Origin of the sequence: Dyella japonica DSM 16301, from assembly GCF_001010355.1 — a bacterium.
Classification (GTDB): Bacteria; Pseudomonadota; Gammaproteobacteria; order Xanthomonadales; family Rhodanobacteraceae; genus Dyella; species Dyella japonica.
This window is the reverse complement of record NZ_JPLA01000050.1, coordinates 1-14,431: the sequence shown is the minus strand read 5'-3', so window position 1 is coordinate 14,431 and position 14,431 is coordinate 1. Positions and strand designations below refer to the sequence as shown.

General features: G+C 65.6%; 12 protein-coding genes. 8 read left to right on the top strand and 4 right to left on the bottom strand.

Translation table 11 applies throughout. The annotated features are described in order from the left end of the window. Window positions 1–123: 123 nt before the first annotated feature. Together tsf and rpsB are read right to left on the bottom strand one after the other, a co-directional pair. Entirely contained in the window at window positions 124–1,002 is an 879-nt protein-coding gene (tsf, locus tag Y882_RS16515) for a translation elongation factor Ts (RefSeq protein ID WP_046973049.1), read from the bottom strand. A 58-nt stretch (window positions 1,003–1,060) separates the two neighbouring features. After that, window positions 1,061–1,951, bottom strand: a complete 891-nt coding sequence (gene rpsB, locus Y882_RS16510) for a 30S ribosomal protein S2 (protein WP_046973048.1) — start codon at window positions 1,949–1,951, stop codon at window positions 1,061–1,063. Between the two features lie 347 nt (window positions 1,952–2,298). Between rpsB and map the strand changes: the two genes are divergently transcribed. The 7 genes from map (at window position 2,299) to dapE (ending at window position 10,215) form a co-directional block, all read left to right on the top strand. Then, window positions 2,299–3,066, top strand: coding sequence for a type I methionyl aminopeptidase (gene map, locus Y882_RS16505; protein ID WP_046973047.1), 768 nt, complete (start codon window positions 2,299–2,301; stop codon window positions 3,064–3,066). Between the two features lie 443 nt (window positions 3,067–3,509). After that, window positions 3,510–6,164: a [protein-PII] uridylyltransferase gene (gene glnD / locus Y882_RS16500; protein ID WP_046973046.1), complete on the top strand. Its 2,655-nt coding sequence runs from the start codon at window positions 3,510–3,512 to the stop codon at window positions 6,162–6,164. A gap of 106 nt (window positions 6,165–6,270) precedes the next feature. After that, entirely contained in the window at window positions 6,271–7,098 is an 828-nt protein-coding gene (dapD, locus tag Y882_RS16495; protein ID WP_046973051.1) for a 2,3,4,5-tetrahydropyridine-2,6-dicarboxylate N-succinyltransferase, read from the top strand. Further along, entirely contained in the window at window positions 7,095–7,451 is a 357-nt protein-coding gene (locus Y882_RS16490; protein ID WP_046973045.1) for a Spx/MgsR family RNA polymerase-binding regulatory protein, read from the top strand. Before dapD ends, Y882_RS16490 begins: the two co-directional genes overlap by 4 nt. 13 nt (window positions 7,452–7,464) lie before the next feature. Then, entirely contained in the window at window positions 7,465–7,962 is a 498-nt protein-coding gene (locus tag Y882_RS16485; RefSeq protein ID WP_046973044.1) for a DUF2165 family protein, read from the top strand. A gap of 16 nt (window positions 7,963–7,978) precedes the next feature. Then, a complete protein-coding gene (locus Y882_RS16480; RefSeq protein WP_046973043.1) occupies window positions 7,979–9,040 on the top strand; it encodes a VIT1/CCC1 transporter family protein in 1,062 nt (353 codons plus the stop codon). Between the two features lie 41 nt (window positions 9,041–9,081). Further along, the gene (gene dapE / locus Y882_RS16475; RefSeq protein ID WP_046973042.1) at window positions 9,082–10,215 is read left to right on the top strand and encodes a succinyl-diaminopimelate desuccinylase; all 1,134 of its coding nucleotides are present in this window, start codon (window positions 9,082–9,084) and stop codon (window positions 10,213–10,215) included. A gap of 56 nt (window positions 10,216–10,271) precedes the next feature. On the opposite strand, the gene Y882_RS16470 is transcribed toward dapE, so the two are convergent. Beyond that, a complete protein-coding gene (locus Y882_RS16470; protein ID WP_046973041.1) occupies window positions 10,272–12,692 on the bottom strand; it encodes a penicillin acylase family protein in 2,421 nt (806 codons plus the stop codon). 46 nt (window positions 12,693–12,738) lie between these two features. After that, complete coding sequence (locus Y882_RS16465; RefSeq protein ID WP_156171538.1) at window positions 12,739–13,551, bottom strand: phosphodiester glycosidase family protein; 813 nt, start codon at window positions 13,549–13,551, stop codon at window positions 12,739–12,741. A gap of 173 nt (window positions 13,552–13,724) precedes the next feature. Between Y882_RS16465 and Y882_RS16460 the strand changes: the two genes are divergently transcribed. Next, a complete protein-coding gene (locus tag Y882_RS16460) occupies window positions 13,725–14,213 on the top strand; it encodes an NUDIX hydrolase (protein WP_046973040.1) in 489 nt (162 codons plus the stop codon). Window positions 14,214–14,431 lie beyond the last annotated feature (218 nt).

The window sequence follows — 14,431 nt, the reverse complement described above, 5'->3', positions numbered from 1 at the left end:
GCGAGGGATGGCGCGGGCTTGGGGGCTGCGACCTTGGCTGCGGCTCGGCGGCCGCTGGCTTTCACAAAAAAAGAAGCCGCGGTTGCCCGCGGCTTCTTCGAGACTTTCCTGGGACGCGAGGCCTTAGACCTGCATCGCCTTGGCCACTTCGGCCAGATAGTCTTCCTGCACCTTCTCGATGCCTTCGCCGACGGCCAGGCGGACCACGGCCACGACGTCAGCGCCTTCCTTCTTCAGGACATCGCCGACGGTGGTGTTGGTGTCCAGCACGTAGGGCTGGCCGACCAGGGTCACTTCGGACACGATCTTGTTGATCTTGCCGGAGATGATCTTCTCCAGGATGTCGGCCGGCTTGGCCTTGTCCTTGTCGGTCATCTGGCTCAGCGCGATTTCCTTTTCCTTCGCGATGAACTCGGCCGGGACGTGCTCCGGCTTGATGTGCGGCGGGTTCATGGCGGCCACGTGCATGGCGATGCCCTTGGCCAGCTCTTCGGAGCCGCCCTTCAGCGCCACGATCACACCGATCTTGCCGCCGTGCGAATAGGTGGCCAGCGGGCCATCGTTCGCGACATGGGCAATGCGGCGCACTTCGATCTTCTCGCCGATGGTGGCGGTCTGGGACTTGGCGGCAGCCTCGACGTTGTCGGCGCCCGGGAAAGCGGCAGCCTTGGCGGCGTCGATGTTGGCAGCGCCCGAGGCCAGCACGGCTTCGGCCACTTCGTTGGTGAACTGCACGAAGTTCGGCGCCTTGGCGACGAAGTCGGTTTCGCTGTTCACTTCGACCAGCACGGCGTTGCCGTTGCCCTGGGCGGTCGCGATACGGCCTTCGGCAGCGACGCGGTCAGCCTTCTTGTCGGCCTTGGCCAGGCCGGTCTTGCGCAGGTATTCCACAGCGGCGTCGATGTCGCCGTTGTTCTCGACCAGCGCCTTTTTGCAATCCATCATGCCGGCGCCGGAGCGCTCGCGCAGTTCGCTAACCAGTTTTGCGGAAATGGCGGTCATCTGGGTTCCTCAAAAGCTTTGATGCGCCCCGACCCTTGCGGGCCGGGGCAGGGAAGGCTTACTCGCCGTCCGACGAGGACTCGTCGGCGCGACCGCGGCCACCACGGCCACCGTCACGACGCGGCGCGCCAGCGCCCTTCTTGGCCGGACCACGGTTGTTGCGGTCGTCACGGCGCGGGGCAGCCTTGCGCTCGTCCTTGGCCACCGGGTTGCCTTCTTCGTCGAGCTCGACGAATTCATTGGCGTCGCCCTGGGCAGCAGCCGGCGCGGCGGCCTTGCCTTCCAGGATCGAATCGGCAGCGGCACGGGCGTACAGCTGGATGGCGCGGATGGCGTCATCGTTGCCCGGGATGGCGTAGTCGACCAGTTCCGGGTTGTAGTTGGTGTCGACCACGGCGATCACCGGGATGCCAAGCTTCTTGGCTTCCTGCACGGCGATGTCTTCGTGACCGATGTCGATGATGAACAGCGCGTCGGGCAGACGGTTCATGTCCTTGATGCCGCCCAGCGAGTTCTCGAGCTTCTCGCGCTCGCGGCGACGGGCCAGCACTTCGTGCTTGACCAGCTTCTCGAAGCTGCCGTCGGTTTCAGCGGCTTCCAGTTCCTTCAGGCGGGCAACCGACTGCTTCACGGTGCGGAAGTTGGTCAGCATGCCGCCGAGCCAGCGGGCGGTCACGAACGGCATGCCGGCGCGCGCGGCTTCTTCAGCCAACGGCTCACGGGCCGAACGCTTGGTGCCGACGAACAGCACGGTACCGCGCTTCTGGGCGATGGCCGAGAGGAAGTTCATCGCGTCGGTGAAGAGCGGCAGCGTCTTCTCGAGGTTGATGATGTGGATCTTGCCGCGGGCGCCAAAGATGTACGGGGCCATCTTCGGGTTCCAGTAACGGGTCTGGTGACCGAAATGCACGCCAGCTTCGAGCATCTGGCGCATGGTGACTTGAGCCATGGTGTAACTCCTGCATTGTTGGGCCGCCCTGCGAGAGGGGGATTGGCCCGGGGGTTGGGACCTCCACGCATCCCCGACTTCGACCCCGGCAGCCCGTTATGATTGGGAGGGCTGACCAAGGCACCCCGAAGACGGTGCCGATACGTGTGTGGCGTTTAAGTGTCCGATCAAGGACTTGTGGGGCTTGCACCGCAAGGCGGTTACAATCTCCCTCGCTTTGCGACGACCGTCTGGACCGATGGAAACGGACACGTCGGGTCAGCAAAACTTCGAAATTGTAGCCGGTGCGCCGGCGATGCGGCAAGTCGCTGGATTTTCAGCAGGTTTGCCGCCATGTGAGTAGAACTATGGCAGTCACCCTTAAAACCCCCGAAGACATCCAGGCCATGCGCGAGGCCGGCAAGCTGGCCGCCGAAGTGCTTGCCATGCTCAAGGAGCATGTGAAGCCCGGCGTGACCACCGAAGACCTCGACCGGCTGGCCTACGAGCACATCGTCAATGTGCAGAAGGCGATCCCGGCCAACGTGGGCTACAACGGCTTTCCCAAGACGCTGTGCACCTCCGTCAACCATGTGATCTGCCACGGCATTCCGACGCCCGGCAAAGTCCTCAAGGACGGCGACATCATCAATCTCGATGTCACCGTGATCAAGGACGGCTGGCACGGCGATACCAGTCGCATGTATTTCGTCGGCACCCCGTCGGTGCTGGCCAAGCGCCTGGTGGACACCACCTACGAAGCGATGATGCACGGCATCCAGGCAGTGCGTCCGGGCGCGACGCTGGGCGATATCGGCGCGGCGATCCAGAAGCATGCGGAGGCTGCCGGTTTCTCGGTGGTGCGCGAGTATTGCGGCCACGGCATCGGCAAGGTTTATCACGACGAGCCGCAGATCCTGCATTACGGGCGTCCGAGCACGGGTCTGGAGCTGAAGAAGGGCATGACTTTCACGGTCGAGCCGATGATCAATGCGGGCAAGCCGCAGACCAAGCAGCTGCCGGATGGCTGGACGGTGGTGACCAAGGATCACTCGCTGTCGGCGCAGTGGGAGCACACGATTGCGGTGACGGATGATGGGTTTGAGATTTTGACGCCTTGGCCGGATGCGGCGTGATTTGAGGTTTTTATGATTGAGGGAAGGTCGCTGCGGCGGCCTTCTTTTTTTGCTCGTCATTCCTGCGAAAGCAGGAGGCGCTTTTCAACAGCCGAATGGCTGGTCATCCAGTGACTGTGCGCTCGGTTGTCGTCTCGAGGCCAGGGTGCCGCCTACGCGGCGGGCGTTTCGATCGGCTGCCGCCGCTCGAGNNAATCGCTGAGGACTTAAAGCGGAGCCTCGCTGCGCTTTGACTTTTGAGTTTCGCGGCGCGCCCCACTTCTCCCTCTCCCCGCCGGGGAGAGGGTCGGGGTGAGGGGCGGGTGCTCGCGGTGGCGTTGCAATCGAAGCCCTTTTATCGAGCCTGGGCTTTTGCCAATTTTTTCCGCCCTTGCCCACAATTTGCCCTGCACCCAGCCCCCATGCGTGGCAGACTTGCTGCATCGCCACATGCGTCCCCGTCCATGCCTGTCGCTCCGATCGTGTTGCCTCCCTTGCCACGCCTGCCTGCGGCGGTGCCGCGTTCGGGTGTGTCGACGGATGCGCGGCGGGCGTTGCGGCAGTTGTTGGGTGATGTGGATCGCGCGCTGGCCACGGCGTTTCGCGATGGTGCGGATGCGGCGGCGTTGGCGCAGCGGCGGGGCGAGTCGGTGCAGCGCATCGTGGTGCATGTGTGGACGGCTTGCCTGGGCGATGTAACCGACGCGGCATTGTTCGCGGTCGGCGGGTTTGGTCGCGGCTTGCTGTTTCCGCATTCGGACGTCGATCTGCTGGCGCTGGTGGGGCCATCTGAGCCGGCACGATTGCGCGCACTGGAACAATGCTTCGCCACGCTGTGGGACATCGGTCTGAAAGTAGGTCACGCAGTACGCGATCTGCCGCAGTGCCGTGCGCTCGCCAGGCAGGACGCCAGTGTGTTCACCAGCCTGCTCGATGCGCGCCGGCTGGTGGGCGATCCGTCGATGGAGGAGGGCCTCAAGGCGATCGTCAACGATCCGGCCTTGTGGCCGCCGGCGGAGTATCTGGCGGTGCGCCTGTCCGAACGCGATGCGCGCCACGCGCGTTACAACGACACGGCGTACAACCTCGAACCCAATCTCAAGGATGGCCCCGGCGGATTGCGCACGCTCGATGCGCTGCGCTGGCTGGGCCGTCGCCTCGCGCATGCGGACGATTTCGACGACATGGTCGAGGAGGGCCTGCTCGATCCCGCCGAAAAGGACACGCTGGAACAATCCGAGGCCACGCTGCGTCGCTATCGCTACGCCTTGCATCTGGAAGCGGGGCGCGCCGAGGAACGCCTGCTGTTCGATTACCAGCGTGCCCTGGCGGCGCGACTGGGATTCCAGGACGAGCACGAAAAGAACCTCGGCGTCGAACAGTTCATGCAGGGCTACTACCGCGCAGCCAGTCAGGTGGAACGCTTGGGCGTGCAGATCGCCGAGCGCTTTGAGGAAATGCTGGAGCCGCTCGCGCCGCCGCAGCCGGTGGGCGAGGATTTCGTGCGCTACGGCAAGCGGCTGGCCGTGCGCGATCCGGATCTGTTCATGCGCCGACCGGCGGCGCTGGTCGAGGCGTTTATCGCGCGACTGGGCGAGCCCGGCATCACCGGTTTCACTGCCGACACCATGCGTCGCATGCATCAGGCATCGGCCGCGTTGGATCGCGAACTGGCGGACGATCCCGACGTGCTGGCAGCGTTCCTGCGCCTGCTGCGGCTGGGCGCGCCGGCAGTCGAGGCGATGTGGCGGATGAATCGCCACGGCCTGCTGGCGGCGATTCTCCCGGCGTTCGGCAAAGTGTTTGGCCGCATGCAGTACGACCTGTTCCATGTCTACACGGTCGACGAACACACGTTGCGCGTGCTGCGCAATATGGCGCGCTTTGCCGATGCGGATGCCGCGAATGATTTTCCCATCGCGTGCAAGATCTGGCCCGGCCTGCCCAAGCCGGAACTGATGCTGCTGGCAGGGCTGTTCCACGACATCGCCAAGGGGCGCGGTGGCGATCACTCGGTGCTGGGCGAAGAAGAGGCGCTGGCCTTCGGCCGGCGACTCGGCCTGCCGGAGGACGATACGCAACTCATCGCATGGCTGGTGCGCTGGCATCTGTTGATGAGCACCACGGCGCAGCGGCAGGACATCACCGATCCGGACGTGGTGAACCGTTTTGCGGAGACGGTCGATACGCCCGAGCGACTGGATTATCTGTACCTGCTGACCATTGCCGACATCATCGGTACCAGTCCCAAATTGTGGAACGGCTGGAAAGACCGCCTGCTGGCAGACCTCTATACGTCCACCCGCTATGCACTGCGCAGCGAAGACGAGTTGCCGTCCGATGCCGCCGCGCGCGTGCGTCACTGCAGCGAGCAGGCACTGGCGCTGCTGGAACAGGAGGGATTTACCGCAGAGGCCTGCCAGCGCGTGTGGCGCGGTTTTCCGGAATCGAGTTTCCTGCGCCACCGACCCGAACAGATTGCCTGGCAGACCTCGGCCATCCTGCGCGCCAAGGGCGCGACGCCGCTGGTCGAAGTGCATCCGAGATCCGTGCGCGGCACCACCGAGTTGTTCGTCTACGTACCCGATCGCGACGGCTTGTTTGCCGCGGTCACGGCCATGCTCGATCGACTGCATCTATCCGTGATGGAAGCGCGCATCCTCAGCTCGCCCACCGGCATGGCGCTCGATACCTTCCTGCTGCTCGAAGCGGATACGCAGCAGCCGGCCACGCCCGAGCGCGCCGACGAACTCAAGCAGCGCCTGCATCGCGCCTTGTCGCAGCCGGGGCATGTGCATCAGCCGTCGCGCCGCAGCATGTCGCGGCATCTGAAGCATTTCCAGGCGGCGCCGAAGATCGCCTTCAGCACCGTCAATGGCCGCACGCGTCTGGCCCTGGTATGCAGCGATCGTCCCGGCCTGCTCGCAGCGGTAGCGCAGGGCATGATGGATGCCGGCGTGCGCGTGCACGATGCGCGCATTGCCACCTTTGGCGAGCGGGTGGAGGACTTCTTCCTGATCACCGATCGCCACGACGCGCCCCTGGGCATCGAGTTGCAGGACCGCTTGCTGCATGCCTTGATCGAACGGCTGGGGCCCGCCAAGGAAAAACGCGCCTGAGGCCGCGCGGGCACCGGCTCGCGATAGGCGCCTTTTCTTGTCAGAATCGCTTGTCCCTTGCGGCACCCTGCGTTGCCGCTCTCTCCCGAACCCCACCGTGACCGCCATGCAACCCATAGAAACCCTGATCAACGACGCCTTTGAACGCCGCAACGAACTGAGCCAGACGGAAATCGACACGCATCTGCGTCCCGCCGTGGAACAGGTGATCGACCTGCTGGAATCGGGCGAGCGCCGCGTCGCCGAGCCCGATGGCAACGGCGGCTGGACCGTCAACCAGTGGATCAAGAAGGCCGTGCTGCTGTATTTCCGCATCAACGGCAATCGCGTGGTCGATGGCGGCCCGGCGATGGCGTTTGACAAGGTGCCGCTGCGTTTTGCGCATGGCAACGATCAGGAGCTCGAAGGCCTGGGCGCACGCGTAGTACCGGGTGCGCTGGTGCGCCGCGGTGCACACGTGGCGAAGGACGCCGTGCTGATGCCGAGCTACGTGAATATCGGCGCCTACGTGGGTGCCGGCAGCATGGTCGACACCTGGGCCACGGTGGGCTCGTGCGCGCAGATCGGTGCCGGCGTGCATCTGTCCGGCGGCGTGGGCATTGGCGGCGTGCTTGAGCCGCTGCAGGCCAACCCGACCATCATCGAAGACAACTGCTTCATTGGTGCGCGTTCGGAAGTGGTCGAAGGCGTGATCGTGGAGAAGGGCAGCGTGATCGGCATGGGTGTGTTCCTGGGCCAGTCCACGCGTATCTACAACCGCGCCACCGGTGAAGTCAGCTACGGCCGCGTGCCGGCGGGCAGCGTGGTGGTGGCGGGCAGCCTGCCGGCCAAGGACGGTTCGCACAGCTTGTACGCCGCCATCATCGTCAAGCAGGTGGACGAGAAAACGCGCAGCAAGACCGGCATCAACGAGCTGCTGCGGAGCGCCGAATGAGCGTGACCCTGTACGGCCTGAGCACCTGCGATACCTGCCGCAAGGCGCGCAATTGGCTGGATCGTTTCGAAGTGGGCTACACCTTCGTCGACTATCGTGCGAATCCCGTGCCGGCGGCGACGCTCAAGAGCTGGGCGCAGCAGCTTGACGGCTGGGAAAAGCTGGTGAACAAATCATCCACCACCTGGCGCACGCTGCTGCCGCAGCGGAAGAATCCGGGCAGCGATCCGGAGTGGACGCTGTTGCTCAAGGAATATCCCGCGCTGGTGCGCCGTCCGGTGGTGGTGCAGGAGGACGGTTCGGTCAGCGTGGGCTTCACCGACAACGGCTTCAAGAAACTGTTCGGGCGCTGAGGTCGCGATCGCCATGGTGGTGCGCCTGTCACGGATCCTGCTGCTCGCCGCCATCGCGCTCTGGCTCAGCCTGGTCGCGTTCGGCAACCTCACCGACTACGCCAGCAATTGGCCGTTCGTGCAGCACGTGCTGGCGATGGACACGATCTTTCCCAACGCGGGCATCCACTACCGCGCGATCACCTCGCCGCTGCTGCAGCACCTCGCCTACGGTTTGATCATCGCCACCGAAGCGCTGGCCGCCGTGCTGTGCTGGTTGGGCGTGTGGCGGCTATGGCGTACGCGCACCGCGCCGGCTGCGCTCTTTCATCGCGCCAAGCGGATGAGCGTGCTTGGCCTGACCATCGGCGTGATGCTGTGGCTGGGTGGATTCATCACCGTCGGCGGCGAATGGTTCGGCATGTGGATGTCCACGCAGTGGAATGGGCTGGAGAGCGCGTTCCGTTTCGTGATGGTCTTGCTGGTGGCGCTGGTCTATCTGGGGCAGCGCGATGGCGAGCTCGATGAATGAGTCACACGGAGGCGGCATGACAGCGCGTCGCGCACGGCACTACCGCAGCAATCTTCGGATCGAGCGCGACAACGCGGCGTTGTATGAGCATCTGTCCGAACTGGCTGCGGACCAGCGTCTGCGCCGGGCCTACCGGCGCATTGCCGACGGGGAACGGGCCAACGCCACGTTCTGGGAGGAGCAGCTCAAGCACTTGGGCGCCGCGGTGCCGCCGGTGCGGCTCGGCTTGCGCGTCAAGGTGCTGACCTGGTTTGCGCGACGCTTCGGCACCGAGTTCGTGATGCCCACGGTGGTCCGCCTCGAACATGCAGACCATCTGCCCACTCCGGTGGACCGCGAAGGGCACCGCGACCATTTCCTTGAACCGCACGCGCCGATGCGCAGCGGCCGCCATCGCACGCAAAGCGGAAATACCCTGCGCGCCGCCGTGCTGGGCGCGAATGACGGGCTGGTTTCCAATGGCAGCCTGGTGATGGGCATGGCGGGTGCCGCCGCGGGCAACCACGCGATCCTGCTTGCCGGTTTCGCGGGGCTGGTGGCCGGCGCGTGCTCGATGGCGCTGGGCGAATGGCTGTCGGTCAACAGCTCGCGCGAGTTCTACCAGGCGCAGATCGCGGCGCGCGCCGAGCGTCTCGCCGTAGCGCCGGAAGACGGCAAGCGCAGCCTTGCCGCGCTCTACCGGCAGAAGGGCATGGACGCGAAGACTGCCGACGAGTTGGCCGAACAGATCGCCGAGCGGCCGCGCAACGCGCTCGACACCCTGGTGCGCGAAGATCTCGGCATCGATCCGGACGAGCTGGGTGGCTCGGCCTACGGTGCAGCCATTTCCTCGTTCTGCCTGTTCGCGCTGGGTGCGCTGTTTCCGGTGGCGCCCTACCTGTTTCTGAAAGACCATGGCGCCTTCGTCGCCAGCATCGCCTCGACCCTCGTGGGGCTGGTGTTGATCGGCATGGGCACGGCGCTGTTCACCGGGCGCAGCATGGCGTTCTCGATTGCCAGGCAGCTTGGCATTACGGCGGCCGCCGCAGGCATCACCTATGTCGTGGGCCACGCGCTGGGAACGGCGCTGGCGGGCTGAGTGGCGCGGTTGCTCACGGTTTGCATGATTTGAGGCACAGCATGTCCAAGGTTCTCGATCTAGCCATTGATCTCATTCGCCGCCGTTCGGTGACGCCGCACGATGCCGGTTGCCAGGCAACCATAGGCCAACGCCTGGAGGCCGCGGGTTTCCAGGTGCAGCATCTGCGCTTTGGCGAAGTCGATAACCTGTGGGCGACGCATGGCGAGGGCGGCCCGCTGCTTATGTTTCTCGGCCACACCGACGTGGTGCCCACCGGCCCGGTCGAGGACTGGGCGAGCGATCCGTTCGAGCCGGCGATACGCGATGGCCTTCTATACGGCCGTGGCGCGGCGGACATGAAGGGCTCGGTGGCGGCGATGGTGGTGGCGCTGGAGTCGTTTGTTGCCGCACATCCTGATCATCACGGTCGCGTTGGCTTGCTGTTGACCAGCGACGAGGAAGGGCCGACCAATCTCGACGGCGTGCGTCGCGTGGCCGAGCATTTCCGAGCCACCGGCGAGCGCATCGACTGGTGCGTGGTGGGCGAGCCCTCGTCGAAGCAGCAGCTCGGCGACCTGATACGCGTGGGGCGCCGCGGTTCGCTGTCGGGCACGCTGGTCGTGCGCGGCATCCAGGGGCACGTGGCGTATCCGGAGAAGGCGCGCAATCCCATCCATGCGTTTGCTCCGGCGCTGGCCGAGCTGGCCGCGGAGCGCTGGGACGAGGGCAACCAGGATTTCCCGCCCACCTCGTTCCAGGTATCCAACCTCAATGCGGGCACCGGGGCCAACAACGTCATCCCCGGCACGCTCACCGCCCTGATCAATTTCCGCTACAGCACGGCCAGCCGCGCCGAGGATCTGCGCTCGCGCACCGAAGCCATCCTCGACCGGCACGGCGTGGACTGGCAGATCGAATGGTCGCTGTCGGGCGCACCGTTCCTCACGCCACCGGGCGGCGCGGTGCGCGAAGCGGTGATTTCGGTATGCCGCGAGCTGTGCGGCATCGCGCCGGAGGAGAGCACCGGCGGCGGTACCTCCGATGGCCGCTTCATCGCACCCCTGGGTGCCGAAGTGGTGGAGCTGGGGCCGGTGAACGCCACCATCCACAAGGTGGACGAATGCGTGTCGGTGGCCGATCTGGAACAGCTGCCAGCGCTCTATGAGGCCATTTGCGCCCGCCTCTTGCGTTGATGGTCGCCTGGCGCATGACGCATGGAAAAAAGCCGCCCTGAGGCGGCTTTTTGCATTTATGACTTGCTGGGCAGCAGGGTCAGCGTGTGCTGATCGGGCCCCGGCAGCAGCGGTGTCGGACGACCGTTGACCCAATCCTCCTGACCGGCGCCGTGATACGGCGACAGCGGGTTGTCGCTCTGGCCGCCGGGCATGTGCAGGATGCTCTGCGCTTCATGCCCGGGCATGGCGTCCAGACGCTCCGACGCGCCGAAGCCCGGTGAAACCACGCGGGGCATATTGTGGTCGCCGGCGACAGGCTCGTCGGGCATGTCGAGGAAGCGAGCGAGGAAGCCGGGCAGGGCACGCGAGAGCGGATTTCGGATGTCGGTGCGGTTGTGTTCGCCCCAGGTGCGCGCCGCCAGGCCGCCGGGCTGCTTGCCGAGTTCGTCGGCCACGTCGTGCGCGGCGGCGTTGAGCAGGGCATTCCAGTTGTCGTAGGCCGGATCGAGCAGGTTCGCGGGGCGGTCGCGCAGCAGAGTCCACACGGCGGCCTCGGTGTCGACCAGGCCCGGCCAGGCGAAGTCCTCGTGCTTGGCCTTCACCTGGGCCACGAACGGCGCCAGCGCCTTTTCCTTCACCTTGTCGCGGAAGGCGCGCACCAGGCGGTAGTCGACGCTGTCCGTCGCGGCGCGGCCTGCCCAGGCGACGGTGAGCTGGCGCAGCTGTTCAAGCTCGGGGTCGTGCGTGCCGGCCAGCGTGTCCTGCAGCAGGCGCTGCCAGCGGGTGAGCAGCACGGCGCGATTGTCCAGCTGCACGTCGAGCATGTTGCCCGGGGTGAAGCTGTTGCGGGCGCGCAGGTCGTCGCGGATCTGCTGCGCGCGTGCGCCCAGGTCATGGCCGCCGTTGCCCAGCAGTTCCAGTTCGGCGCCGTCGACGGTGCGGTTGTTGGCGGTCCACAGGCGGCCATCGGCGGGATCTTCCACGCGCGGGTATTGCGAGGCCTCGGCACAGCCGAGCCAGCCCGTATCGGCGTTCGACCAGTCGGCCGGCAGCTGCGCGTCATAGCCCTTGCGCAGCGGAATGCAGGTGCCGGTGACGGTCCAGCCGATATGGCCGGCGCTGTCGCCCACCAGCAGGTTCTGCGGCGGCATGCCCATGCCGGGGGCGAGATCGAGCGCGGCATGCGCGCTGTCGCTGTGCTCCAGCTGCATCACGCCCAGGTTGTAGCCGCGCGCACGATCGCCGATCCACGCCAGTGCCAGCGGCGTGCCGTCGACATCCTTGCCCATGATCGGGCCCCAGCGTGTGGCTTCCACTTTCAGCGTGTGGTCGGGCGCGTCCTTGATGTGGATGACTTCGTCGTGCGATTCCAGCGCCGCCCAGCCTTCAGGCACTTTGTAGCGCGTGGCGTCGTTCGGATCGCGCTGCACGCGCACCCAGTCCGCCCAGTCGCCGTAGCTGTTGGTGAAGCCCCAGGCGACCTGGCCGTTCGAGCCGACCACCAGCGCCGGCGTGCCCGGCAGCGACACGCCGTTGGCATCGCGCTGGCCGCCTGGCGCCGCGGCATCGGGATAGCGCAGGCGCACGCGGTACCAGATGTTGGGCACGCGCAGCGACAGGTGCATGTCGTTCGCCACGATGGCGGCGCCCGATTCGGTGAGGCTGCCCGCGACGGCGAAGTTGTTGCTGCCCGGGCGTGCGGCATCCAGTGCCGGGGCAAGTGCGGCGGTCAAAGCCGTGTTGTCACCGGTGGTGGACGGTGCGGCCTTGCGCAGGTCGAACACTTCGGCAGAAGGGATCACCGGCGGATGCGAGAGGTCGCCCTGCAAGGGAGCTTCCCAGTCCGGATCGGGCGACAGCAGGAGATCGGCTACCGGTGCCGGCAAGGCATCGCGCAGTTCGGCCAGGTGCAGTTCGCGTTCGTTGCGGCCGTCGCCGTTGAGGTCCAGATACATCGCGGCAATCACCAGGAAGCTGTCCTCCGGACGCCAGGCCTGTGGCTTCGCGTTGAGCAGCAGGTATTCCCAGGGCTTCACATGCAGGTGCGCGAGGCCGGCGTTGACGCCGGCGGCATACAGGTCCAGCGTGCGCTTCTGCTCGGGTGGCAGCGCCGCATACGCGGCCTGCGCCACGCTGCGCAGGCGATGGCGACGATGGTTGAGGTCCGTATCAAGCGCCTTGGCGCCCACCAGTTCCGACAGCTCGCCTGCCGGCAGGCGACGCATCAGGTCCATCGCGAAGAAGCGCTCCTGCGCGTGCACGTAGCCCATGGCATAGGTGACGTCGTCGCGACTCTTGCCTTGCAGCGTGGTGGTGCCCAGCGCATCGCGAGTGATCGCGACGGCGTCGCTCAAGCCGTTGGCCTGCACCTCGCCGTCGAGCTGTGCGCGGCTGCCCGCCAGCAGGAACCAGGCGGCGACGAACACGCCCAGTACCAGCACCAGCAAGGTGCCAAGCAGGTAACGAAGCCAGCGGAAACGGCGGGGTTGATTCATGGCGCGATGGCTCGATGCGTGGGAAGAAAACCGCCGGCGTGCGCGGTCAGGGCGTGGTAGAGGAGAACACCGCGAAAATGCCGGCATACGGCTTGACCATGAACGTGGGCGCGCCGGCATAGCCTTCGCCGTCCACGTAAAACTGCGAGATGGTGCCGTCCAGGTAAAGCGCATCGCGGCAGCCGAGCTCTTCCTTGAACAGCCGCGCGAAGGTATGGAAATTCACCGGCGCCTCGCTCACCGCGAACACCACGTGGTGCGGTGTCTTGGCGCACACGCCGCTGCGCCACTTGAGGCTGTTGGAGTCGTCGATGAACTGCTCGTTGAGCTTGCCGTCGATCACCAGCATGGGACCGGACTGGCTGGCCCACTGCGCGGGCTTCCCCGCCGCCTTGAACGCCGTGCTGGTCTGCACGGCGGCATGGCCGTCCGCGTAGATGGCGAACACGCCATTGGGCAGCAGCGAGAAGTTGCCCGATGCCGGGTTGCCGTGGGCGAGGTTCAACGGCACCGCGGTCTTGCCGTTCTCCACATACAGGCCCAGCGGAGCGAACTGGCGGTCGTAGATGCCGGCGTTGGCAGCGAACAGCATGCGGCGGCTGTGCGTCATGCCCCATTGGCGCAGCGCATTGATGGTGCCGAACGGCTCGCCGCTGTCCGGGTCCTTCCAGTGCAGGCTCAGCGATTCGCGCTTCAGGTCGATGCTGACCACGCGGAAATTCTGGTTCTCGAACACTTCCTCCCGGCTGGCCACCGCCTGCGCCTGGCGGTCGCAGCCGGCCACCAGCGCCAGTGCCAGCAGCAGCCAGCACAGCGAAGGGCGCAGACGGGAGGATGGGCGGACTGGAGCGGTGGACATGCCCTGATGGTCGCCGCCCGGGCCGGGGCGGCGCAAGCCCATGGAGACGCACCGATGGAAATTTTGCCGCCGCCATTCCCTGGCCGAGTGGCCGACGGTCCACGCGAGCCGAGCCGCGGCAACAGGTGCGTGACTATACTGACCGCTTTCCTCCCCAGAACTGCAGCGTACCGATGCCTTACACCCCCATCGTGGCGACCCTCGGCTATGTGTTGTCGCCGGATCGTCGGCAAGTCCTAATGATTCACCGCAATTCGCGCCCGGACGACATGCATCTGGGCAAGTACAACGGCCTGGGCGGCAAGATGGAGCCGGGCGAGGACATCGCCGCCTGCATGCGCCGCGAGATCCTTGAAGAAGCCGGCATCACGTGTGAGTCGATGTCGTTGCGTGGCACTTTGAACTGGCCGGGTTTCGGCAAGCAGGGCGAAGATTGGCTGGGCTTTATCTTCATCATCGATGCCTTCAGTGGTACGCCCTTTACTTCCAATCCTGAAGGCACGCTGGAGTGGGTGGCAGTCGATCGGTTGATGGAGCTGCCGATGTGGGAAGGGGATCGCCACTTTTTGCCGCTGGTGTTTGATGAGGATACTCGGCCGTTTCATGGGGTGATGCCGTATGAGGATGGGCGGATGCAGTCGTGGTCGTACTCGCGGTTGTGATTGAACTGGTGATCGTGCGAACCGTGTGGCGCTATTTTTGGCTCGTCATTCCTGCGAAAGCAGGAATCCAGTGACTGTGCGCTTCGTTGTCGCGATACAGCGACCTGGCTCGCCTGCCGCGGGCTTCCGGCCTCCTGCCGGAGGCCGGGTTACTTTTCTTGCTTGCCCAAAGAAAAGTAACCAAAAGAAAGGGCCCCCCGGATGACGCGCCTTCCGGG